The 21,828-nt window shown below is 38.1% G+C and carries 22 protein-coding genes, 1 tRNA gene, 1 other RNA gene and 1 pseudogene; 1 reads left to right on the forward strand and 24 read right to left on the reverse strand.

What is annotated here, in order from left to right:
• Nucleotides 1-90 precede the first annotated feature (90 nt).
• The 23 genes and pseudogenes from IYQ91_RS01895 to ssrA form a co-directional block, all read right to left on the reverse strand.
• The gene (locus IYQ91_RS01895; RefSeq protein ID WP_195672910.1) at nucleotides 91-741 is read right to left on the reverse strand and encodes an excalibur calcium-binding domain-containing protein; all 651 of its coding nucleotides are present in this window, start codon (nucleotides 739-741) and stop codon (nucleotides 91-93) included.
• Nucleotides 742-766: 25 nt separating this feature from the next.
• Entirely contained in the window at nucleotides 767-2,281 is a 1,515-nt protein-coding gene (locus IYQ91_RS01900; RefSeq protein WP_229311609.1) for a DUF2142 domain-containing protein, read from the reverse strand.
• Between the two features lie 64 nt (nucleotides 2,282-2,345).
• A complete protein-coding gene (locus tag IYQ91_RS01905; RefSeq protein WP_059220593.1) occupies nucleotides 2,346-3,347 on the reverse strand; it encodes a glycosyltransferase family 2 protein in 1,002 nt (333 codons plus the stop codon).
• A gap of 2 nt (nucleotides 3,348-3,349) precedes the next feature.
• Nucleotides 3,350-4,618 carry a lipopolysaccharide biosynthesis protein gene (locus IYQ91_RS01910; protein ID WP_195672911.1) on the reverse strand — a complete coding sequence of 423 codons (1,269 nt, stop codon included), beginning with the start codon at nucleotides 4,616-4,618 and terminating at the stop codon, nucleotides 3,350-3,352.
• A complete protein-coding gene (locus IYQ91_RS01915) occupies nucleotides 4,602-4,943 on the reverse strand; it encodes a DUF2304 domain-containing protein (protein ID WP_003037340.1) in 342 nt (113 codons plus the stop codon). The genes IYQ91_RS01910 and IYQ91_RS01915 overlap by 17 nt, the downstream gene beginning before the upstream one ends.
• Before the next feature lie 7 nt (nucleotides 4,944-4,950).
• Nucleotides 4,951-5,646 (reverse strand): glycosyltransferase family 2 protein, encoded by a 696-nt coding sequence (locus IYQ91_RS01920; RefSeq protein ID WP_003030449.1) that lies wholly within the window; start codon nucleotides 5,644-5,646, stop codon nucleotides 4,951-4,953.
• Between the two features lie 118 nt (nucleotides 5,647-5,764).
• On the reverse strand, nucleotides 5,765-6,355 hold the full coding sequence (locus tag IYQ91_RS01925) for a class I SAM-dependent DNA methyltransferase (RefSeq protein WP_195672912.1): 591 nt from the start codon (nucleotides 6,353-6,355) through the stop codon (nucleotides 5,765-5,767).
• Between the two features lie 319 nt (nucleotides 6,356-6,674).
• Entirely contained in the window at nucleotides 6,675-7,694 is a 1,020-nt protein-coding gene (galE, locus tag IYQ91_RS01930; RefSeq protein ID WP_049508100.1) for a UDP-glucose 4-epimerase GalE, read from the reverse strand.
• A 37-nt stretch (nucleotides 7,695-7,731) separates the two neighbouring features.
• Entirely contained in the window at nucleotides 7,732-8,778 is a 1,047-nt protein-coding gene (gene rfbB, locus IYQ91_RS01935; protein WP_059220589.1) for a dTDP-glucose 4,6-dehydratase, read from the reverse strand.
• A gap of 31 nt (nucleotides 8,779-8,809) precedes the next feature.
• Nucleotides 8,810-9,403, reverse strand: a complete 594-nt coding sequence (locus tag IYQ91_RS01940; RefSeq protein ID WP_049508097.1) for a dTDP-4-dehydrorhamnose 3,5-epimerase family protein — start codon at nucleotides 9,401-9,403, stop codon at nucleotides 8,810-8,812.
• Nucleotides 9,404-9,406: 3 nt separating this feature from the next.
• Nucleotides 9,407-10,276, reverse strand: coding sequence for a glucose-1-phosphate thymidylyltransferase RfbA (gene rfbA / locus IYQ91_RS01945; protein ID WP_003025214.1), 870 nt, complete (start codon nucleotides 10,274-10,276; stop codon nucleotides 9,407-9,409).
• Between the two features lie 202 nt (nucleotides 10,277-10,478).
• Nucleotides 10,479-11,307: pseudogene (locus IYQ91_RS01950) on the reverse strand (ZIP family metal transporter).
• Nucleotides 11,308-11,325: 18 nt separating this feature from the next.
• The gene (locus IYQ91_RS01955) at nucleotides 11,326-11,802 is read right to left on the reverse strand and encodes an 8-oxo-dGTP diphosphatase (RefSeq protein ID WP_195672913.1); all 477 of its coding nucleotides are present in this window, start codon (nucleotides 11,800-11,802) and stop codon (nucleotides 11,326-11,328) included.
• Nucleotides 11,803-12,900, reverse strand: coding sequence for an NAD(P)/FAD-dependent oxidoreductase (locus IYQ91_RS01960; RefSeq protein ID WP_195672914.1), 1,098 nt, complete (start codon nucleotides 12,898-12,900; stop codon nucleotides 11,803-11,805).
• A gap of 12 nt (nucleotides 12,901-12,912) precedes the next feature.
• Complete coding sequence (locus IYQ91_RS01965; protein WP_195672915.1) at nucleotides 12,913-13,710, reverse strand: Nif3-like dinuclear metal center hexameric protein; 798 nt, start codon at nucleotides 13,708-13,710, stop codon at nucleotides 12,913-12,915.
• On the reverse strand, nucleotides 13,697-14,386 hold the full coding sequence (locus IYQ91_RS01970; protein ID WP_195672916.1) for a tRNA (adenine(22)-N(1))-methyltransferase: 690 nt from the start codon (nucleotides 14,384-14,386) through the stop codon (nucleotides 13,697-13,699). Before IYQ91_RS01970 ends, IYQ91_RS01965 begins: the two co-directional genes overlap by 14 nt.
• Nucleotides 14,387-14,479: 93 nt before the next feature.
• Nucleotides 14,480-15,154 carry a DnaD domain-containing protein gene (locus tag IYQ91_RS01975; protein ID WP_003025231.1) on the reverse strand — a complete coding sequence of 225 codons (675 nt, stop codon included), beginning with the start codon at nucleotides 15,152-15,154 and terminating at the stop codon, nucleotides 14,480-14,482.
• An 8-nt stretch (nucleotides 15,155-15,162) separates the two neighbouring features.
• Complete coding sequence (gene metA / locus IYQ91_RS01980) at nucleotides 15,163-16,107, reverse strand: homoserine O-acetyltransferase MetA (RefSeq protein WP_003025234.1); 945 nt, start codon at nucleotides 16,105-16,107, stop codon at nucleotides 15,163-15,165.
• 99 nt (nucleotides 16,108-16,206) lie between these two features.
• Complete coding sequence (locus tag IYQ91_RS01985) at nucleotides 16,207-16,719, reverse strand: adenine phosphoribosyltransferase (RefSeq protein WP_003025236.1); 513 nt, start codon at nucleotides 16,717-16,719, stop codon at nucleotides 16,207-16,209.
• Between the two features lie 117 nt (nucleotides 16,720-16,836).
• Nucleotides 16,837-17,532 (reverse strand): LrgB family protein, encoded by a 696-nt coding sequence (locus tag IYQ91_RS01990; protein WP_049516752.1) that lies wholly within the window; start codon nucleotides 17,530-17,532, stop codon nucleotides 16,837-16,839.
• Nucleotides 17,525-17,905, reverse strand: a complete 381-nt coding sequence (locus tag IYQ91_RS01995) for a CidA/LrgA family protein (protein ID WP_021001517.1) — start codon at nucleotides 17,903-17,905, stop codon at nucleotides 17,525-17,527. Before IYQ91_RS01995 ends, IYQ91_RS01990 begins: the two co-directional genes overlap by 8 nt.
• Before the next feature lie 150 nt (nucleotides 17,906-18,055).
• A tRNA-Ser gene (locus tag IYQ91_RS02000) sits at nucleotides 18,056-18,143 on the reverse strand.
• 8 nt (nucleotides 18,144-18,151) lie between these two features.
• Nucleotides 18,152-18,501, reverse strand: a transfer-messenger RNA (tmRNA) gene (gene ssrA / locus IYQ91_RS02005).
• A 137-nt stretch (nucleotides 18,502-18,638) separates the two neighbouring features.
• Here ssrA and IYQ91_RS02010 point away from each other — a divergent pair.
• Nucleotides 18,639-19,640, forward strand: coding sequence for a YdcF family protein (locus IYQ91_RS02010; RefSeq protein WP_195672917.1), 1,002 nt, complete (start codon nucleotides 18,639-18,641; stop codon nucleotides 19,638-19,640).
• Nucleotides 19,641-20,054: 414 nt separating this feature from the next.
• Here IYQ91_RS02010 and IYQ91_RS02015 read toward each other — a convergent pair whose 3' ends face one another.
• On the reverse strand, nucleotides 20,055-21,824 hold the full coding sequence (locus IYQ91_RS02015) for an ABC transporter ATP-binding protein (RefSeq protein WP_195672918.1): 1,770 nt from the start codon (nucleotides 21,822-21,824) through the stop codon (nucleotides 20,055-20,057).
• Between the last annotated feature and the right edge of the window lie 4 nt (nucleotides 21,825-21,828).

Below are 21,828 nucleotides of genomic sequence, written 5' to 3' on the forward strand. Positions count from 1 at the left end.
ATGTCGTTAAATATATTCTAACATAAAAATAAAAAGTTAGGAATAAAGCCTAACTTTAAAAGGACTATTTAAAAATAAATGATTTGCTAACTATTCACAAGCAACCCCATCTCCGTCTCTATCCAATTTACTACTATAACCAGGCTGTCCACGATAAATAGGAGTTACACCAGCTCTTCGGGCAGCTTCACAATTTGGATATATTTCCGGATTCGCTATATTTCCTGAATTAGAAGACGATTGATGAGAAATTGGAGCCCCTAACCCAACAGCATACCAACTAATGCCTTCATAACGCCAACCAACATGAGTTAAATGCACTTTTTCTGCTTCAGATAATGTGTAATGATGACTACCCGCTCTAGCATTTGGATTATAAAGTCTATACAATGGATACTGACCAGAAGATTTCCAAGCTACTCCCTCATATTTCCATCCTGACTTAATAAGGAAATCTCTTTCATTAGCATTCAAAGTATAATGATGATCGCCAGCATTAGGGTTGTACATTCTATATACATCCTGTCCTTTCAAGGAAGCAATCCAGCCTCTCCCCTCATAACGCCAGCCAACTCTTGAAAGCATTTCTTTTTCATTCCAATTCGCTGTATAAAAATGTTCGCCACTATTTGGATTATACAGACGGTACATTTCTAAACCTTCATTATCAGCCTTTGCCTTTTCAATTCCCAACAACATTATTAATGTTAAGAAAACAAAACCGCTTAGTGCTTTTTTCATTTAAAATCACTCCTATCTTTAGCTATTAAATTTTAAAACCATAATATTGAAGTACTGTTAATACGACAGACATCATTATAAAGACCAATGCAATAAATAAAACAAAGGTATCTCTTTTCTCCTCTTCTTCTAAAGAGAGTGTCGGATATACTGGCACAAATAGTTTAATATTATTAAACGTTAAACCTAAAAGTAAAATAACCCCAGTAAAATATCTCCCTTGAACACCTTGAATAGCAATTTCATTAACTTTTCCCCACATTAAATAAGCTGTCATTAAAATGCCAAACGTAACTCCAATCCCGACTAAAAAAGTTCCATATTTACTAATTTTAGGTAAAGGATTATATTGAGGTATCATAAATATGACACAACTGATAAATATTAAATAGAACCATAGTAAATTTCCTAAACCATAGGTTAACCAACCAAATGTAAATAGGGAGGGGATTTTATTTGGAATTAAATTCACCCACTCTTGCACAATCATTCTTGTAAATTCACTCATATGCTCTAATGTGTATTTAATCTTTTCAACTGGATTTACATTAGAAGTTACCTGATTCATATTAATATTACTAGATAAACGTAACCAAAAGAAACTTAAAATTCCTACTAACAAGATTAATCCAATAATAAATATATAAGCATACTTATCTGGTAATTTCTTTCTTGGTATAAATAATAACAGTCCTACCAATAATACATAAGGCAATTTCATGGTAGTCATTATTAAACACAGTATTGCAAATAAAAGGATATTTGATAAGGAAACCTTATCTTTTTGAACATACTCACAAAACAAAGCAATAATCAAAAAGAGAAACCCGTTCACCATACCGTCTGTACTGAAAGAAGATGCTAAATATACACTCATTGGTAGCATCCCTAGACTTGCGAACAATAATTCTTTCCCCTTAGCTTTTTTTATAGCTAACCTAATTAACAACGCATAAGCCAAAAGATTACATAAACGCCCTAAAATGATTGAAGATAGAACACTTGATCCTAAAATCTTAGCGATTGTCAAGCCAAATACTTGGGGTAAATAAGGAATAAACGATGAAGCATTCGTTGCTAAAAATTTAGGATAACGTGCAGTTTGTGAAGAGGTCTTAACTTTATCTAACCCAGAATGTATCAACGGTTTTTTAAATACTTTTTCAGCTTCTACAGCATCCTTAGAAACTCTAAACTCTGAAGACTTTTTGGGAAGATAGAGGTGCGCTTCTGATATGTACAAAGCTCTTGAATAATGAGCAGTCTCATCAGGAACATCTAAAACAGGAGTTAAAATAACAAAAAGCCCCCCCGAAAAAAGAATACTCCAAAATACCTTATTATGCAATTTTCCAGGTAAACAAATAGTTATGCTAAATACCAAACCTGTTATAAACAATAAAGTCCTTGGAATGGTAGCCGTTGAACCACCTAAATAAAAATAAGTAAGGAATAACAGACCCCATAATCCAAATAAATATTTCCAGCGTTTTGTTATATTCAATACAAAAGAATAAAACCAGTCTTTTATATTGAACATAAACGACCAATTAATAGACTTCTTTATCACAATTACCCATTCTCCAATCTTTTTTAATAGAATATTAGCGTTTTTTTGCCAACAATAATAACCCAAACCACTCATTCTTCAATACTTTTAAAAACAATGGTACAACATAAGCTAGTTTAGAGTGAATATTTACTTTTTGTACACCTCGTTTGATATATTTATTCTTTTCCCAGTTTTTTCCAAAGTACCTATCCATAAAGAGGATAATATCTTTAAAATCTTGTTTCTTCACTTCTGGATATTTCAACAATCTATAGGTATGACCAACACATAGATGTTCCAAGGCCAAATATTGTAATTCTTCTTTATATTTATCAAAATCATCACCAAATAAAGCAAACAGATACTCTAAAGCATCATAGATATCAAAAATATTTGACTTGCTTGAATTCATGATTGAACCAGAAGTATCAACTGTATATCGGTATAAATATTTTTTTATATAAGAAATACTAGTGCATTTTGAAGTCATATAGGGCATTAAGGCAACATCTTCATAAATTTTCCCTTTTGGAAAATAATTGAAATCAAAAAAATGTGACTTATAAATTCTAGTCCAAGAAGCGTGTTTTGTTAGCATGAATAAACGAATATTATTATCTGAATCTTTACTATCATTAAAGAAAGGATTGACATTTAAATGTTTTATCAATTTCTCATCACTATCAATTAAATCAAAATCAAAATAAATAACATCATTTCCTTTTGCTAACAAAAACTCCGTTAAATAATTAGGATATATACAATCATCTGGATCAATAAAAGTGGTATATTCACTATCACAAACTTGATTTAATCCATAGTTTCTTGCATCTGACACTCCTCCATTTTCTTTTGAAAACAGTTCAATAAATGGATATTTTTCAACATATTCCTTAATAATCTCTTCCGAATGGTCTGTACTCCCGTCATTAACACAAATAACGCGGATCGCGCATTTCTCTAAATTGTCTTGATTGACAATACTATCTAAGCATCTTCTTAAATATTTTTCTGTATTATAAACGGGAATAATGACAGTTAAATCATATTTCATTCTTATTTCCTTTTTCTCCCAGCTACCATATAAATGCCAAAAATACCGACTAAATAAGCGGTCATAACAATCAGAAAGCTGAGTGCTGCACCTAACATACGATAATGATAAATAAATGGTTCTGTTACCAACTTAGTGATAACTAATAAAACGATATATAAACCTACTAATAAGTGTTGCTTTCGAACAATGGTTAGAATATTTTCAAAAACAATGGCTAAAGCATATAAAACTCCTGCAAAGATTAGAATTGCAAAAGGAAGAGTGTATTGTGATAACGCCACTCCAAATACCAAACTAAGAATTGGGGTGCCTATGAAGTAAGCCACTATCGTAACGGCTATCCCACCTATAAATAAATAGAGCAAGAGTTTTTTCACAATTAGAGAAAATTCTACATACTTTTCTCGATTCCACAAAATAGCCATTTGGGTTATTAGGGGTCTAACCATTAAAATGATGAGACTCATAAAAAAAACAGGCATAAAAAGAATGTTAAAATCACGTTGCATGCCAGTCTGCAAAACTCCTTGATTTAGGCCTTTTTCAATAATAATTTTAGGTTCATTTAAAATATACAATAAAATAAATCCATTTACAAATAATGGCCAACAAGCCAGAAAAATATCTTTTATATCTTTTTTGTAATTGCTAGAAAAGAGTTCTTTCCAATAAATCGTTTCAAAATACTTAAGAAAACTGGTTTCATAAAAAATGATCACCAAGCCATTCCAAATGACTAAAGAAAATAGACCTACAATCACAGACTTGGAAAGCAAGATACTAAGAAATAAAACAACTGCACTAGTGGAATAACGGTAAAACATTGTTTTCCCAGCTATATCCATACGTTCTCTTTGTTGAAATAAGCCTTGAAATAAATCAGATACCGCATCCCACATACGATACAAAATCATTAAAAATGTCAGTAAAATCGTTTCAAAAGAATAACGGCCTTCTCCGACAATATATAAATAGGGATACAATGTGACCAACATCGCTAAAATTGTTATCAACCTAGTTTGAAAATATCCTATGAAAGAATGCTTTTGATTCACATCCGTTCCTTGATAATTTCTGACTTGGAAAAGTCCGATAACAATCCAAAGAGTCCCAATGGAATTCGCCAAGCTAAATTGGTCTGCTACTTTGGCAGAAGTTAATCTTGTTACAATCAGTAGATAAAGGACAGAAACTCCTGAAGCTGCTAAATTCCCCAGTAAATTCCAAAAATAAATCTCTTTAGCAGAAGGATTAGTTTTTATTTTCATCTTTCTCCCTCAGTGCGATTGTTTGAACTAAATTTTTAAATTTCGTATCTAATTTAGATAATCTAAGAGTGAGTTGGAATTGATTGATGAGCAATAAGAAAATGACAAATAAAAAGATAAAATTGACTGCTGATACAATTCCTAATGCACTTGCGATAGCTTCTGCTAGACCTGGGAAAATGCTAAATACTAATAAAATTAAAGAGAAAAATACCCAAAATATAGCATCGTTGATTTGAACTTGTGATTTTCGAATGCTACGTAAAATAAAGGCACAAGTCATAATAGAGACAAAAATCAATACAATTTGAAACCAAATAGTCATTTAATGTCTACCCTCTCTTTCTGAAATTCTGAATAATCAAGATAGATACAAACATGTGCGTCATATATTGAATAGAGCGAGAAAGTGTCAGATAACTCTCACCAGCTTGTCTCTCTTCCATTCGCACTTGGGCTTCTGCTACTTTCACACCATGACGAATTAGATATGAGACGGTATCTGGCTCAGGTCCATAATTGATATTGAGAGCAAATTCTTTGATAAGTCCTTCAGAAAACATCCGCATACCAGAGGTTGGATCGTTGATTGTCTTTCCTGTGGTTAATTTAATGGCTGCACTAATGAGAATATTCCCCATCATCCGCAAAGACGTTTCGCGCTTTTCCGTCACAAAACGAGATCCAATAACCATTTCATAGCCTTCGTTCATTTTTGCTTCTAAAACTGAGATATACTCAGGCAAATGTTGACCATCTGCGTCAAACTGCACTGCTTTTTTATAGCCTTGCTCATAAGCATATCTAAGTCCTGTTTGAAATGCGCCTGCCAATCCTAAATTGACCGGCAAATCCACAATATTATAACTGTTTGCATGGCAAATGGCTGATGTTCTATCTTTTGAACCGTCATTGATAATCACATAATCATACTGTGAATAATTCCTGATGATATTGTTGACAACATTCTCAATAGAGCCTTCTTCATTGTAGGCAGGTATAATAATCAATAAATCCGAAGATTTCACTTAATCTCATTCTCCTTCAAAATCATATAACCACATTATACTATATCCACGCGCCATTTTCTACTATTTCCATAAAAGAATCAAGAAATTTACTATAAAGACAAACCAAAATCACTCGTCATGCAAACGAGTGATTTTGTGCTAATGTCAAGAAAAGCTCGGCATAATTGTCTAAAAAGAGTTTCTCTGCACTATAAATTATTTGAGATTTGACAGGTAGAAAACCATTCTGAGATAAGTTTTCTTCCAATTCATCAAGATGAAAGCCATGATGATTTACGTCTGTTTTAACAAAATCTGCAATAAAAAGCTGTCCGTCCTCTACAAGATGATTTCTAAACATTGCTAGAGTCTTCTCAACATTTGGCATATGATGAAGAACACGACTAACCACGATGATGTCAAATAATTGATTTAATGGGTTTGTCAACAAATCCTGCTGCAACAAATAAACATTATCAATGGCTTGCTTTTCCACTTTTAGGCGAGCTTGATCAAGCATTTTATCTGAAATATCAACAAGCGTGACTGACTTGGATTGAGCTGCCAATGGCAGAGTCACCAAGCCTGTACCACCGCCAAAATCCAAAATGCGCTTGTCAGAAAAATCTACTATTTGTTTTTCCACTTCCTGGCGAATGAGATCGGCAATAAATCTATTTTTGAGAGAATCGAATGATTCTGCCTTATGATTAAAATGATGTTCCATATTTTTAGTTTAACAGAAAGTAAATCATTCTTCCAGAAAAATGCTTAACTGGTTTTCTACTTTTTTAGTAAGCTTACTTTCAAGTCATTACGCAAAAACCTCAGAACAGTGAATTCTGGTCAACTTCCACAAGGCTGATTAGGTACTTCTTACGAGTTTGACTAGGAAACAAAATTAACCTTACCTCGCAAGCATTATTCGCAACTTCAACGCAATGTTTTGAACAATCAACTACTGTGCATCAAGCTTATTTCTATTTAAAAAGCGAGGCTGAGAAACTACTATCCCAGCCTCGTCTACTATTTGACATATTTTTTATTTAGTCATCAAATCCATTTGGGTGTTTGCTTTGCCAATGCCAAGCGTCTTGGCACATGCGTGTAATATCAAATTGTGCTTCCCAGCCTAATTCCTCTTTTGCTTTTGTAGAGTCGGCATAGCAAGTTGCAATGTCACCAGGGCGGCGGTCAACAATCTTGTAAGGAATTGGTTTTCCGACTGCTTTTTCCATATTTTGGATAATTTCTAAAACAGAGTATCCTTTACCGGTACCAAGGTTATAGATATTTAGACCAGCAGTTCCTTCAATTTTTTGCAGAGCAGCCACATGTCCTTTTGCTAAATCTACCACGTGAATATAGTCACGAACACCGGTACCGTCAACTGTTGGATAGTCATTGCCAAATACTTGCACTTCTTTTAATTTTCCAACAGCAACCTGCGTCACATATGGCAAGAGATTATTTGGAATGCCATTTGGATTTTCACCCAAATCACCACTTTCATGAGCACCAATTGGATTAAAATACCGAAGCAAGACAACATTCCAGTTTGCATCAGCTTTGTAAATATCCGTCAGCATTTCTTCAATCATCAGTTTTGTACGTCCGTAAGGATTGGTGACTGACAGAGGAAAATCTTCTAAAATTGGAACGGTATGAGGATCGCCATAGACAGTTGCAGAAGAGCTGAAAATGATATTTTTGCAATTGACTTCTTCCATGACGCGTAGCAATGTCAACGTTCCTGTAATGTTGTTTTCGTAATAAGTCAGCGGAATTTGTGTTGATTCACCGACTGCTTTCAACGCCGCAAAATGAATCACGCCTGTTGGTTGTTCTGCTTTAAAGATTTCAAGTAAGACCTTCTTATCACGAATGTCCACTTGATAAAATGGAATTTTTTGACCAACAATTCGTTCTACAACTTCTACACTTTTTTTACTGCTGTTCACTAAATTATCGACAATAACAACTTCGTGTCCAGCATTGACTAACTCAATAACGGTATGCGTTCCGATAAATCCGGCTCCACCTGTTACTAAAATTTTATGTTTCATGATTCTCCTTTTAAGACAAAACTTCAATAGTTACTTTTTATTTTAATACTTTTTGAGTCTTGGCATAGTTGGCTTCGACAGCTTCCTTTTCAGCTTTCCACCAATCTTGGTGATCTGTGTACCACTTGATTGTTTCTTTCAATCCAGCCTCAAAGTTGGTAAATTCTGGTTTCCAGCCTAGTTCATTACGCAACTTGCTAGCGTCAATAGCATAGCGCAGGTCGTGACCCGCACGGTCTGTTACATGGTCGTAAGCGTCAGCTGGTTGTCCCATTTCTTTAAGAATGAGTTCTAGCACTTCTTTGTTATTCTTCTCACCATCTGCACCAATTAGGTAGGTTTCACCGATTTTCCCTTTTGTGAGAATGGTCCAAACCCCTGATGAATGGTCATTGGTATGAATCCAGTCACGAACATTCTTTCCTTCACCATAAAGTTTTGGACGAATGCCTGAAAGGATATTGGTAATTTGGCGCGGAATAAATTTTTCGATGTGTTGATATGGTCCATAGTTATTTGAACAATTAGAAATAGTTGCCTTGACACCGAAAGAGCGTACCCAAGCTTTGACAATCAAGTCAGAAGCTGCCTTGGTTGACGAATAAGGTGAACTTGGATTGTACTTCGTTTCTGGTGTGAATTTTTCACCCAGTCCTTCACCGTGACCTGGAAGATCTTCACGAAGAGGAAGGTCTCCGTAAACTTCGTCAGTCGACACATGGTGGAAACGAATGTCGTATTTACGAGCTGCTTCAAGAAGCGTATAAGTTCCAACAAAGTTCGTATCGATAAATGGACGAGGATCATTTAGCGAATTGTCATTATGGCTTTCTGCCGCATAGTGAACAATTGCATCCGCATTCTTAGCTACTTGATCAACAATTGCTGCATCTGCAATATCTCCAACGACTAACTCCACGCGATCACCTAGAATTTCTTCAATGTTAGCTCGGTTACCAGCATAAGTTAGCTTATCCAGAACCGTGATATGCACATCTGGAAAGTTATTGTACACATAATGGACAAAGTTAGAACCGATGAATCCTGCTCCACCTGTCACTACAATATTTTTATATTCAGTCATGAAAAGATTTTCTCCTATTTTTCTGAGGGTATTATAACATATCTTTGGTCAAAGGCTTAACATCCTTAAGCATTGGATGATTCTTATCTGCTTCAGAAACTTCTGCTTGGTCAAGATTTTCCCATTCAATCTCAAGAGCGGGGTCAGCATAGTTGACAAAGGCATACTTAGGTTTCAATTCTAATGCCCAGTAATCATTGACCAAATAGCTATAAGAAACTGTATCTGACAATACTTGGAAGCCATTTGCTACACCGCGAGGAACGAAAATTCCCTTGCTGGCATCAATGACCGTTTGGTAGGTATTTCCGAACGTTTCTCCTTCACGCAAATCAACCCAAGAACCGAGAACTTTTCCGCCATCTGCGACAGAAATGTACTTATCCCAAGGTTCTGCATGAAGTCCACGGAGCACATTTTTGCGAGAAAAACTGACATTGTTTTGAAGCTTACCTTCTGCAAAAAAGCTTTCCGGAAAACCAAGGGGCACCATTTTTTCTTTTTGAAAGTTTTCCTTGAACCAGCCACGATTGTCTCCATGAACTGGAATATCAAATTCCAGCATGCCAGGAATGGCTTCAATCTTACGGGCTGCTAATTTTTTTTCAAAAAATTGTTCAGACATGTCTTATTCTTCTCCAATCAAACGTAATAAGTAGTGACCGTATTCGTTCTTTTTAAGTGATTGTGCCAAATCATGCACTTGTTCTTTGGTAATATAACCCATACGGTAAGCAATTTCTTCTAAGTTTGCTACTTGCACATTTTGCATACGTTGAACGGTTTCAATGTATTGAGCAGCTTCTAACAAGCTCTCATGTGTACCAGTGTCCAACCAAGCAAAACCACGTCCCATAAGCTCAACAGACAAATCGCCGCGGTCTAAGTAAGCCTTATTGACATCAGTGATTTCCAGCTCTCCACGTGGACTAGGCTTGATATTTTTAGCAATTTCTACTACGTCATTGTCATAGAAATAAAGTCCTGTAACTGCATAGTTAGAACGTGGTTGTTCTGGTTTTTCTTCAATAGAGATTGCATTCATATTGTCATCAAATTCAACCACACCAAAACGTTCTGGATCTTTCACTTGGTAACCAAAAACAGTCGCTCCTTTTTCCTTCGAAGCAGCCTTTTGAAGCATTTTGCTAAGGCCTGGTCCATGATAAATATTATCACCTAAAATCAAAGCCACATGGTCATCACCGATAAAGTCGGCACCAATAATAAAGGCTTGAGCCAAACCATCTGGACTTGGTTGCTCAGCGTAAGAAAGTTTGATGCCAAACTCCGAGCCATCACCCAACAAATCCTCAAAGCGAGGAAGATCTGTTGGTGTTGAGATAATCAAGATATCCTTGATACCAGCCAGCATGAGGGTTGACAATGGATAATAAATCATGGGTTTGTCATAAACCGGCATGAGTTGTTTAGATGCAGCTCTAGTCAAAGGATATAAACGTGTACCAGAACCACCTGCAAGGATAATACCTTTCATAATGAGTTTCCTCTCTTAAATGTATTCTCCTTATTTTACCATTTTTTAAAGCGGATGTCATCCTTCAAGAAAGAGAGCGCTTTCATTTAAAGTCTCTCATACTTAATGAAAATCCAAAACGAAACAAAAAATCAGTCAAAGTAGAACTGCTGTTATCTAAATAGGCTGATAAAATATACGATTGGTCTCAAAAAAGTATCTGCTATCCTAAAGCCACATCCAATACCATCATCAACACAAAGCCTACCATGAGACCTAAAGTCACAACATCTGTATTGCCATTAGTTTGAGAGTCTGGTATCAGCTCCTCCACGACGACGAAAATCATAGCTCCCGCCGCAAAAGACAGGGCATAGGGTAGAATAGCCGTCATTGTCATAACCGCATAAGCACCAAGGACAGCTCCGATAGGCTCAACAATAGCCGACATTGAACCCCAGTAAAAAGCTTTAAGACGCGATTCCCCGTCTGTCCGTATAGGAATGGACAGGGCTGCCCCTTCCGGCACATTTTGGAGACCGATTCCCAGAGCCAGACCTACAGCTCCGATAAAGACTTCTGGACTGGAATTGCTGGATAAGGCACCGAAGGCCACTCCTACTGCCAAGCCTTCTGGAAAATTGTGTATGGTAATAGCCAGAAAAAGCAGAGCCGTTTTGGACAGTTTATTCCGGCTGTGCTCCGGCAGACTTTCTGCCTCAGATACATCCTTCTTGCTAAGGTGTAAATGGGGTACTACCGCATCAATAAAGCGCAAGAAGAAACCACCCAACAGAAAACCAAGGGCGGCTGGCATCCAAGACCACACTCCATAGTTACCTTTTGCATACTCAATTGAAGGCTGCAAGAGCGACCAAAATGAAGCTGCAATCATGACACCAGCTGCAAATCCCATCATAATATCCAGCAGCTTACGACTGACTTGTTTTAAAGAAAAAGACAACCGCAGAGCCTACAATGGTACAGCCCCATGTAAAGAGTCCCGCCAAAAAAGCCTGCAGCACCACAGGCTGCTCCTGCAACCAATTCATAACAACTTCATCTCCTCATTATCTTTCATCATACAATATCGTCTTGGTTTCTTTGATGCAATGGTTCTCTTCATCCCAATAGTGAATCCGCTCAAAGGAGCCTTTTCGCCAGTACAAAGGAAGCCTATCTCTGATGTTGTCCTGCATGTCGAGCTGGTCCAGTTCATCAATCGACCACCATTTGGGCTGACCTTCCCGTGATTCCGTTAGTAGTTCCCCTTCAAAATCCTCGCAGAGAAAATCATAAAAGACATAACGCTCTGCTTTTGTTGGATTGGTAAAACCGGAAATGCCTTTAAGCTGTAAATTCAAAGCTATCAGTCCTGTTTCTTCTTTCAACTCACGAGCCGCTGCTTCAAAAAAAGATTCTGGGAACTCAACTTTTCCACCTGGCTGAATCCAACCTTTAAAATCATCATGCTGTCGATTGAGCAAGAGAACTTGATTCCCTTTTTTCACACAAACATTGACCCAATTTAAAATATTCTCTGTCATCTATTTCTCTTTCTTAATATATCTTTCAATGGGATAATCCGCTGGATTTAAACTACCACTTTTTCCCTGAACCATCTGAGCTAAATGATATCCGATGAGAGGACCTGTCGTCAAACCAGAAGAGCCTAAACCACTGGCTGCAAATACTTGCGAAAGATCTGGCACCTGACCAAAAAAGGGAGAAAAGTCACTGGTATAAGCTCGAATTCCGACCCGTTCGCTCATTCTGTTTGCTTGAGACAAGCTAGGAAAATAGTAAAAAGCTTCCTGTTCCATTTTATCCAGCAAGTCTTGATCCACTCTTAAATCATAGCCCATTTCATTTTCGTGAGTAGCTCCCATACTGATTTTGCCATTTTGAAAAGGAATAATATCTAGCTCTCCCTCTGGCATGACAACTGGATAATCATCTGTCACCAGAGCAGTCTGATAATCTCGCAGCTGACCTTTTTGTGGACGAACATCCACCTGATAACCTAATGGTTTCAGAAGCTCAGGCAACCAAGCTCCTATTGCCAATATAACTTGGTCAAAACAAGAACGATTAACCCAGAAAGCCCCATCTCGAATGTCCAAACTTACTTTCTTTTGGATTACTTCTGCACCGCTAGCCGCAAGCAAAGCCTGAGTCAATAATGAGCCTTCCACGCGTGCTCCTCCAGAAGCATAGAGTAGCCGGTCAAACCCTTGAAGCCTCGGAAAATACTCTGCCGCTGCTGCCCGTGAAAGCAGCCGCAAGTCTCCAATGAGCGGTGACTCTTTTCGCCGTTGGTCTGCCAAGTCATAGAGTGCCTCCAAGCTCTCCTCTTTTTTCTTCAGCAAAAAGACGCCGGTCTGTTGGTAAAACTCCGTTGCAAAACCGTCCTTCTGTAAATCAACTATCAAATCCAGATAAAAATCTGCTCCCAGTCGCGCCATGCGATACCATTCTTTATTGCGCCGCTTAGAAAACCACGGACTAATAATACCAGCCGCTGCCTTGGTTGCCTGACCTTGACCATAGTCAAAAACTGTCACCTGATAAGCAGGATTTTTCGATAGATAATAGGCAGCAGTTGATCCGACAATCCCTGCTCCAATAATCGCTACTTTTTTCATACAATTTCCTACTTAGATATGTTTAAAAGGATTTGTAGAAACCTGACTGGCTAAAAATTCAACTTCCCAACTCTCTTCTACTTTCCAGTCTTGAAATTTTTCAACTAATTTTTCTACAAAGAGCACTTCTATATGGTGACCCGGGTCCAAAGCTAGAAGCCCCTCGCTCAGCATATCCTGTGCTGTATGGTAGTAGATATCACCTGTAATATAAAGCTGAGCGCCCTGTGCTAAAGCCTCCTTGTAAAAGGACTGACCACTGCCACCACAGATTGCCACTTTCTCAATCATTTGCTCCAAATCCACATCCGAATAAGTCACCAAACGCAAACTATCCAGACCAAAAGTTTCCTTAACCTTGCCTGCAAAGTCTCCAAAAGTCTGAGGTGCAATCTTGCCAATACGACCAATACCGTGCCCAGGAGCCGTTTCGCTAAGATAATCCGTATCGGTGATTTCTAGTAGATCACAAAACCAGTCATTAAGACCGTCATCCACAATATCAATATTGGTATGGCTGACATAAACTGCAATATCATGCTTAATCAGATCGATGTAAATCTGATTCTGAGATCGCTCCGCCACCAAATCTTTAATAGGACGAAAAATTGGAGCATGCTTAACCAAAATCAAATCCACTCCCTTTTCAATCGCCTCTGCAACCGTCTGTTCGCGGATATCCAAAGCCACCAGCACTCGTTTGACTTCTTTATTCAAAGTTCCAATTTGCAGTCCGCAGACATCTCCCGTCATGGACAGCTCCTTAGGACAGTATGCTTCATAATGGTTAATAAAATCACTTGCCAGCATGCAGTACCTCCTTGATTTGCTTGATTTTTTTGGACATAGCAGAGCGTTCCGTTAGATTTTTCTCTGGGATTTTAGCCAGAGCTTTTTCCAGTTTGTCTACTTCCCGCTGCCATCTATCTTGAAAAACAGCTGATTGCTCCCTCATTAGATAAGATCCGAAGCGTTCTTGTTCAGCATTCAACACTTGATGCCCCTGTTCAGCTATCATTATCTCGTAAAATTTCCCATTTTCTTCCACAATAGCTTCTTCTATAATTTGAAAATTATGACTACACAACCACCTGCGAAGTTCATCTTCCCGATTGTTAGGCTGAAGAATCAGGCGCTTAACAGATGCCAATTTTGCACTGCCATTGTCTAAAATATCTGCTATCAATCCTCCTCCCATTCCTGCAATAACGATAACATCAATCTGATCTTCTACTTCAAAAGCTGCTAAACCATTTGCCAAACGAACAGAAATTTTATCGGACATCTGATTATCTGCTACATTTGTCACCGCAGACTGATAAGGTCCCTCAACAACTTCACCAGCAATGGCTGAGGAAATTCTCCCCTGCTGAATTAGATAAATCGGTAAATAAGCGTGGTCACTTCCTACATCCAAGATTTTGGCATCCTGTGGTACAAAACCAGCCACTTTTCTCAAACGTTTTGAGATATTCTTTACTTGCATGATAACTCATTTCTAAAATAATCGTTTCACTTAGTATATCATTTTTAAGGAACTAAAAAAAGAGTCTATTCCAAGAGAATAAACTCCGATTTCTTAATCTCGCCACAAATCCATAGCCTTCAAAAAATCATCCGAGACAGTGATATTTTGTGGATTTGTCGCCTCACGCTCTTCTCGCTTCGCTTCTACCTGTGCTACTGTTGTAATGCCTTCACGGCGCCAATTCCGTAAAATAGCTTGGATGTATTTCCAGTTTGCCTTTCCATTAAAAACAGCTTCACGAAGAGCAGCAGTAACAAGTTCAGGACTGGTCTTGTCATCTTGAATCGTCTTTGTCAAATCCTCGATTTCAAACGGTGTCAAGAGACGACCTAATTCTTGCTGAAAAGTCTCAACCAAGTCTTTTAAAACATTCTGAGAAATAGCTTGCGCAACGCTTGAGTGATTCTCTACAATTTCATCCAATCGTTCAAGCGCTGGCAGTGCATCAAAAACTGCCTCAATTTCACCATTGAGGGCAATTGTTTTATATTGCAACAATCCTTTTTCTGTCAAATTTGACATAGAGCGATTGACCTCTGCAACGGATTTCCCAATACTTTCCGCAATCTGAACAGGAGAAATCTCTTCTAGCGACGTTGTATTTTGCAAATAGAAAAATTGCCAGACCAAAAAGTCATCACTATTATCAAATATCTCATGAAAATGAAAAAGAAGCTCAGTTGGCAATACTAAATTGCCCGTCTTATACGCTGATAAATAAGTCATAGCACCTCTTATAAATAAGCAAACAAGGAAGCGTCATTTGCTGCATTTTCCCAATCAAATGGCGTTTCTTGATAAACAGCATAATTAATCCAATTGTTGAAAAACAGCGCCGCAGCCAGATTCCATCGTAAACAGGGGACTGAAGTAACGTCATCATTTTTGAAATAATTTTCTGGAATATGCGGATTCAGCCCTTCGTCTACATCACGCAAATATTCTTTTGCCAAGGTCTCGCGGTCATATTCCAAATGACCAAAGCTATACACTTCGCGAAGATCACGACTTGCCACAACGGAGGCACCGACTTCTTCTCCACAAGCTAAAATTTCCAAATTACTCTTATTTAAAATATCCTCTTTGCGAACTTCTGTATACCGCGAATGAGGAGCTGCGTATTCATCATCAAAACCACGAAACAGCAAATTTGGTTTTTCTGGTGTGGATTGACTATAAATACCGGACAACTTGCGCTTCATCTGGTGTTTGGCAATGCCATAACGAGCATAAAGAGCCGCTTGCGCTCCCCAACAAATATGCAACGTTGAGTAAACATGCGATTTGGACCAGTCAATAACTTGTCGGAATTCTTCCCAATAATCTACTGCTTCAAAAGGCAAATGCTCGACTGGCGCTCCGGTGACAATCAAACCGTCAAAATAACGATTTTTGATCTCATCAAAAGTCTTATAAAACGTCTCCATATAGTCCGCATGTGTCGTTTTGAAGGTATGAGAAGTCATATAAAGAAATTCAATCCGAAGTTGCAATGGCGTATTTGCTAAATGGCGCAACAACTGCGTTTCCGTCACTGTTTTTTGCGGCATTAAATTCAAAATCAAGATATTCAGAGGACGAATATCTTGGTGTTCTGCACGCTCATCATCCATGACAAAGATATTCTCAGATCTTAAAATGTCAACAGCTGGTAATTTCTTATCAATTTTAATAGGCACGAAAATATCTCCTTTTGCTTTCTGCTTTTATTATACTGAAAGGAGATATAGTTTTCAATTATACTTTTTCTACAACAAGATATAGCTTTTAGTTATACCTTAATAATGCATGAGAACTTTGTAATCGTAGTTACCAATAGCTTCGCGTCCCTTCAATTCATCCAATTCAATAAGGAAAGCGCAACCTGCAACGATACCACCTAAACGTTCAACCATTTCAATTGTTGCTTTAACCGTTCCTCCCGTTGCAAGAAGGTCATCAACAATCAGTACACGCTGTCCAGGCTTGATAGAGTCTGCGTGCATTGTTAAGGTATCTACTCCATACTCTTTTTCATAACTAGCTGAGATAACCTCACGAGGCAATTTCCCAGGCTTACGTACTGGAGCAAAACCAACCCCAAGCTCATAAGCTACCGGACATCCAACAATAAATCCACGCGCTTCTGGACCGACAATCATATCAATTTTCTTGTCCGTAGCATATTGGACAATTTCACGAATGGCATAGCTGTAGGCATTCCCATCTGCCATTAATGGGCTAATGTCACGAAATAAAATCCCTTCTTGTGGGTAATTTTCAATGGTTGCAATATAATCTTTTAAATCCATAACTGTCTTTCTATCAAAAAGTTTTTACTCTCTATTATATCATGTTTTTTAGGAAATGGGGCAGAAAACATACTTGCTTTCAAAAAATAGTCACAGCACAGTCATTCTCGTCTTTTGCTATTTTAAAATAATACTTGCAACAATTGGACTGACAATCACATACATAATCCCTGTCACCCCAATAGCTAGACCAGCCATAGCTCCTGCAACTTGTCCGTATTTAAAGGCTGTCCCTGTCCCAACAGCATGTCCCGTTCCTCCAAGAGCTAAGCCTACTGCAACAGGATCTTTGATTTTTAAGATTTTTAAAACAGTCGGACCGATCACACTTGTCAAGATTCCCGTTGCAACTACAACTACCAACGTCACTGTCGTCAGCCCTTGCATTTTATCTGTAATTCCAACCGCCATAGCTGTTGTTACTGATTTGGGAAAGAGTGAAATTGCTAAGAAAAAATCCATTCCAAAAGCCTTGGCGACCAAGGCCGTAAAACTAGTATTCACTACTACCGCTATAAAAGTACCAATCAAAATGCTTCTGGCATGGTGTTTCATAAGATGAAATGTTTTATACAAAGGAATTCCCAGTGCAACCGTTGACGGCACAATGAGATTATTCAAATACGCCCCGCCTACGTAGTAATTCTTGTAAGAAATTCCTGTCAATTTTAAAAATACAATGACAAATATGGTGGCTAGAAGTAAAGGGGTTGTCAAAGGATGCGGAAATCTGCGAAAAATCAACATTCCTACCAGATAAGCAAAGATTGATAAAGCCAAACCAAATAAAGGATTGCCCCACAAATTAGACATTTCTTGTTTCTCCTTCTCCGTAGTCTCCTTCAAAGCGATTTTTGATAAAATGAACAACCACGGCAATGACAACTACATTGATCACAATCGCTCCAACAATAATCAAAACAATCGGCAGCAAATAAGGCGCAATGACATGAAATTTATCCATAATTCCGACTGCTGGCGGCAAAAATAAAATGGTCATATTGGCTAATAAAAAATTTCCCACCATACTCACATGCCGCAATCTGAAAATTTTAAATTGCAAAGCCAAAAAAAGAAGAAGAAGCCCAATAATACTCCCCGGAATAGGCAAATGAAAAAGATAGGAAATCCCTTCTCCTATCAAAGAAATTGAAAAAATAATCATCAATTGTACGTATAATTTCACAAGAAACCTCCAAACTTTCTAGTAACAGTCTACTACTTTTCAGAAAAATTTCAATATTTTTCAAAAAAATAAATGAGTGAATCCGTTCTCTTCACTCATTTTATCTTCTAGTAAGAAAAAAACGCCACTAACGAGCGTTTTGTAACAAAACGGAAGACATGGGATTCGAACCCACGCACGCTTTCACACGCCTACTGCGTTTCCAACACAGCCTCTTAAGCCTCTTGAGTAATCTTCCATATTTAACAATGGAGCCGGTGGGAATTGAACCCACGTCCAAACACCTGCCAACACATTTGTCTACAACCATAGGTTATGTATTGGATTTAACTTCGCTTTGACACATAACTCAAGCCCAAGCCAAGCGAGTCTATCAGTCTCTTATCAAGCCCCTAGACAAGGCTTAATCGTATCTCGCTATTATTAAGACCGGTCATCGAACACGAGCGATCCGAATCTGGTCACGCTGGCTGTTTTTTAGGCAGCTAAAGCGTAAGAATTATTATTTTTTGCAGTTATATTTAACTGGCGCTTTACATCCGCTCGATGAGTCGCAAAATGTGCCTCATAATGCCTGTCGAATCCGTAACGACCCCAAGACATAAAAGTATTATACCATATTTTTTAATAATATTTCAATTTTTAAGTCTATTCTTTTTGAATCTATTATTTTTTACAGGAACTTTTATGCTATACTAAAAAGGAATCTGTTTGAAAGGATTGTTATCACATTATGGTATTGCATCTTATTTGGCTTCTTCCTGCTCTTCTTTTTCTTGTCTTGTTTTATATAGAGCCAAGGCGACTTTTCAATGCTTATCTGCTTAGTATCGTTTTAATTTTATTTGCCGCTATCGTTTCTGGTTTGTTTGTGATTCATATGGAACAACTTGTCAATAGAAATCTGGCAATGCTTTCTTTGCTCATCTTAGCACTTTTCATTCCTTTGAGTGTTATAATTTCAACCATTTATCTCATTTTTAATGGCAGACAGATGATGACCTTTGAAGGCAGGCGTTTAGCAAACCTTCTCTCCCTCTTTTATGGACTCGCTATTGCTCTTTCCCTAGCGCTTACTTTTTTCTTTCCCCATTTTATTGTTCTTCGTAAAATGCTTTCCCTCACAAACGGACTTTTAATTTACGGTAGTTATCTCTATGTGACCTATATAATTTATGGTTTTGTTTATAATACTTTTCCCGTCATAAAACATCCAGACTACATCATCATCTTAGGGTCTGGTTTGATAGGAGACAAGGTTCCGCCTCTTCTCGCTCAACGGCTCGAAAAAGGGAAGACGATGTATGAAAAATTTCATAACCATCCCAAAATTGTCGTTTCTGGAGGACAAGGTGTCGATGAACCAATAACTGAAGCAGAAGCAATGGCGCAATATTTAAGGCAAGTAGGTATTCCACAAGAAGATATTATAATTGAACAGCAGTCAACCAATACCTTAGAAAATTTGCAGTTTAGCAAAACTATTTTAGACCAAAAAAGTAAGGAAAATTACTATTGCTTGATCGTCACCAACTCTTTCCACTCTTTGCGAGCAGGTATTTACATGCGAAAGCTCGGCATAAAGGGGCGAAGTATCGGCTCTAGAACAGCACTTTATTTTCTCCCATCGGCTTGGATACGTGAAACAATCGGACTGATTGTACTCTATTGGAAATGGCACGCTATTTTTCTTGGATTGTATTTCATTGTTTGGCTTACTAACCTCTTTCGATAAGGCGTAATTTTACTTAACGGAATGAACAATTCGGAGAAAACGATTGAAGCTGTCGACTGGGGCGACAAAGTAAACTGAAACTCATTCGCCTCGTCCGCTCGGCTGACAATATAAACCAAAACTCATTCGCCTCGTCCGCTCGGCTGACACTATAAACCAAAACTCATTCACTTCGTCCGCCCAGCTGACACTATAAACCAAAACTAGTTCACTTCGTCCGCTGGGCGGACGGAAGAAATGTCATGCAGTTTTGAAGATTTAGCAAAAAATAGTTGTGAGACAGAGCAATTGCATTTTAGCTTTATGTCACCAAAGATAAAAAAACACGAACTCGTCCAGATTAGCTAACTGCTAGTCAAGACAGGGTTCGTGTTTTTATTGTTTAATTGGAGTTTTCTTTTGCTCCTTTATTCGTTAGGCCTCTTTCTTAGCAAACTGACTTGTATATAAGTCGTAATAGAAACCTTTATCAGCTAAAAGCGATTCGTGAGTTCCTTGCTCAATGATTTGCCCGTCTTTGAGAACCAAAATCTTGTCTGCCTCTTGAATCGTCGATAAGCGGTGAGCAATGACAAAGCTTGTTCGTCCTTGCATGAGGTTCTTCATCGCTTTTTGAATCAAGAGCTCTAGGCGTGTATCAACGGACGAGGTTGCTTCATCCAAAATCAAGATTTTGGGATCGGCTAATAATGCTCGCGCAATGGTCAGCAATTGTTTTTGTCCTAGTGAGATATTGCTAGACTCTTGATTCATTTCCATATTATAGCCACCTGGAAGTGTCCGAATGAAATGATCGACATTAGCCGCTTTGGCAGCTTCCACAATCTCTTCATCTGTCGCATTCAGATTTCCAAAGCGCAAGTTTTCCTTGACTGTTCCTTCATAAAGCCAAGCGTCTTGCAAGACCATACCAAATTGTTTGCGGTATTCTTGGCGCGATAAGTTGCGAATATCGTGACCATCAACAGAAATTGAACCTGCTGTTACATCGTAAAAGCGCATGAGTAGATTGATGAGGGTGGTCTTTCCAGCACCAGTCGGACCGACAATTGCTACCATTTCACCCGGCCTTACCTCCAAATTGAAGTCTCGAATGAGCGGTTTGTTTTCCACGTATTGAAAGTCAACATGCTTGAAGCTGACCTGACCTGTCAAATCATGCTCCAGCCACTCTTTCGCATCTGTTACTTCGTCTGGTTCATCCAAAACTTGGAAGACACGATCCAGCGAAGACTTAGCACTCTGCAATTGCCCAGCCAGTTGCGTTAAGTTTTGGATTGGTTGGTTTACTTGCCACACGTATTGTACGAATGCTTGCATGTTCCCAATCGTTAATTGTCCAGAAATGACTTGCAGACCACCAACAACCGCTACAATCAAATAGGTCAAATCTGAAACGGCATTCAAAATTGGCATCATCAAGCCCGAAATAAAGCTAGCTTTGAAGCCAACTTCTTGGAGATTTTGCGTGATTTCGCGAAAATCTTCTGAAGATGTTTCTTCACGACCATAAAGTTTCAGCACATTAAAACCGCTCAGATTTTCCTGCACAAATCCGTTCATAGCACCCAGCGCATCTGCTTGCTTTTTAAAATAAGGCTGCGATTTCTTTAAGATAAAATTCGCCCCAAAATAGGTCAATGGAATGCTAGCAATCACTATCAAAGCCAGTTGAAAATTAAGATACAAGACCATTCCGATAACTAAGGTAATGGTCAAAACCGCATTTACAACTTGTAAGAATGATTGTTGAAGCGCATTTGAAACAGTCTCTACATCACTGGTAAAGCGCCCTAGCAAATCTCCAAATTGATGCTTATCAAAGTAAGAAACTGGAATTTGATTAATTTTAGAACTCAACTCATTGCGCATATCGCGTACCGTATTTTGCACCGCATTGGTCATAAAATAATTAGAATAGTAAGCCCCAATTTCATAGAACAAACCACGCAAAAGGTAAAGTGCCATTACCCAAAAGACATATGTTGTGTTTATACTGGCGCCTTCGACTCCTTTTGCTATGTCCAGCACATTTCGTGTCAATTCTGTAATAGCAAGACCAAGTACAAAAGGCTCTAGCACGCTCATCACAATACTCACCACCTTCAAAAAGATAGCAAGGATTACTGAGAGTTTATAAACTTTTAAATAACTCCACAAGCGCATAAAACTATGTTGTTTCATCTTT

This window comes from Streptococcus sp. HF-2466 (genome assembly GCF_015594645.1).
Classification (GTDB): Bacteria; Bacillota; Bacilli; order Lactobacillales; family Streptococcaceae; genus Streptococcus; species Streptococcus anginosus.

What these genes read in the sequence shown, in the direction of transcription:
- IYQ91_RS01905 (WP_059220593.1), bottom strand. Translation starts at nt 3,347, where the DNA reads ATGAAATATGATTTAACTGTCATTATTCCCGTTTATAATACAGAAAAA.
- rfbA (WP_003025214.1), bottom strand. Translation starts at nt 10,276, where the DNA reads ATGAAAGGTATTATCCTTGCAGGTGGTTCTGGTACACGTTTATATCCT.
- IYQ91_RS01900 (WP_229311609.1), bottom strand. Translation starts at nt 2,281, where the DNA reads ATGTTCAATATAAAAGACTGGTTTTATTCTTTTGTATTGAATATAACA.
- IYQ91_RS01975 (WP_003025231.1), bottom strand. Translation starts at nt 15,154, where the DNA reads ATGACTTATTTATCAGCGTATAAGACGGGCAATTTAGTATTGCCAACT.
- IYQ91_RS01990 (WP_049516752.1), bottom strand. Translation starts at nt 17,532, where the DNA reads ATGTCTAATTTGTGGGGCAATCCTTTATTTGGTTTGGCTTTATCAATC.
- IYQ91_RS02015 (WP_195672918.1), bottom strand. Translation starts at nt 21,824, where the DNA reads ATGAAACAACATAGTTTTATGCGCTTGTGGAGTTATTTAAAAGTTTAT.
- IYQ91_RS01960 (WP_195672914.1), bottom strand. Translation starts at nt 12,900, where the DNA reads ATGAAAAAAGTAGCGATTATTGGAGCAGGGATTGTCGGATCAACTGCT.
- rfbB (WP_059220589.1), bottom strand. Translation starts at nt 8,778, where the DNA reads ATGACTGAATATAAAAATATTGTAGTGACAGGTGGAGCAGGATTCATC.
- IYQ91_RS01955 (WP_195672913.1), bottom strand. Translation starts at nt 11,802, where the DNA reads ATGACAGAGAATATTTTAAATTGGGTCAATGTTTGTGTGAAAAAAGGG.
- IYQ91_RS01985 (WP_003025236.1), bottom strand. Translation starts at nt 16,719, where the DNA reads ATGGATTTAAAAGATTATATTGCAACCATTGAAAATTACCCACAAGAA.
- IYQ91_RS01925 (WP_195672912.1), bottom strand. Translation starts at nt 6,355, where the DNA reads ATGGAACATCATTTTAATCATAAGGCAGAATCATTCGATTCTCTCAAA.
- IYQ91_RS02010 (WP_195672917.1), top strand. Translation starts at nt 18,639, where the DNA reads ATGGTATTGCATCTTATTTGGCTTCTTCCTGCTCTTCTTTTTCTTGTC.
- IYQ91_RS01895 (WP_195672910.1), bottom strand. Translation starts at nt 741, where the DNA reads ATGAAAAAAGCACTAAGCGGTTTTGTTTTCTTAACATTAATAATGTTG.
- IYQ91_RS01970 (WP_195672916.1), bottom strand. Translation starts at nt 14,386, where the DNA reads ATGCAAGTAAAGAATATCTCAAAACGTTTGAGAAAAGTGGCTGGTTTT.
- IYQ91_RS01915 (WP_003037340.1), bottom strand. Translation starts at nt 4,943, where the DNA reads ATGACTATTTGGTTTCAAATTGTATTGATTTTTGTCTCTATTATGACT.
- IYQ91_RS01910 (WP_195672911.1), bottom strand. Translation starts at nt 4,618, where the DNA reads ATGAAAATAAAAACTAATCCTTCTGCTAAAGAGATTTATTTTTGGAAT.
- IYQ91_RS01965 (WP_195672915.1), bottom strand. Translation starts at nt 13,710, where the DNA reads ATGCTGGCAAGTGATTTTATTAACCATTATGAAGCATACTGTCCTAAG.
- galE (WP_049508100.1), bottom strand. Translation starts at nt 7,694, where the DNA reads ATGAAACATAAAATTTTAGTAACAGGTGGAGCCGGATTTATCGGAACG.
- IYQ91_RS01940 (WP_049508097.1), bottom strand. Translation starts at nt 9,403, where the DNA reads ATGTCTGAACAATTTTTTGAAAAAAAATTAGCAGCCCGTAAGATTGAA.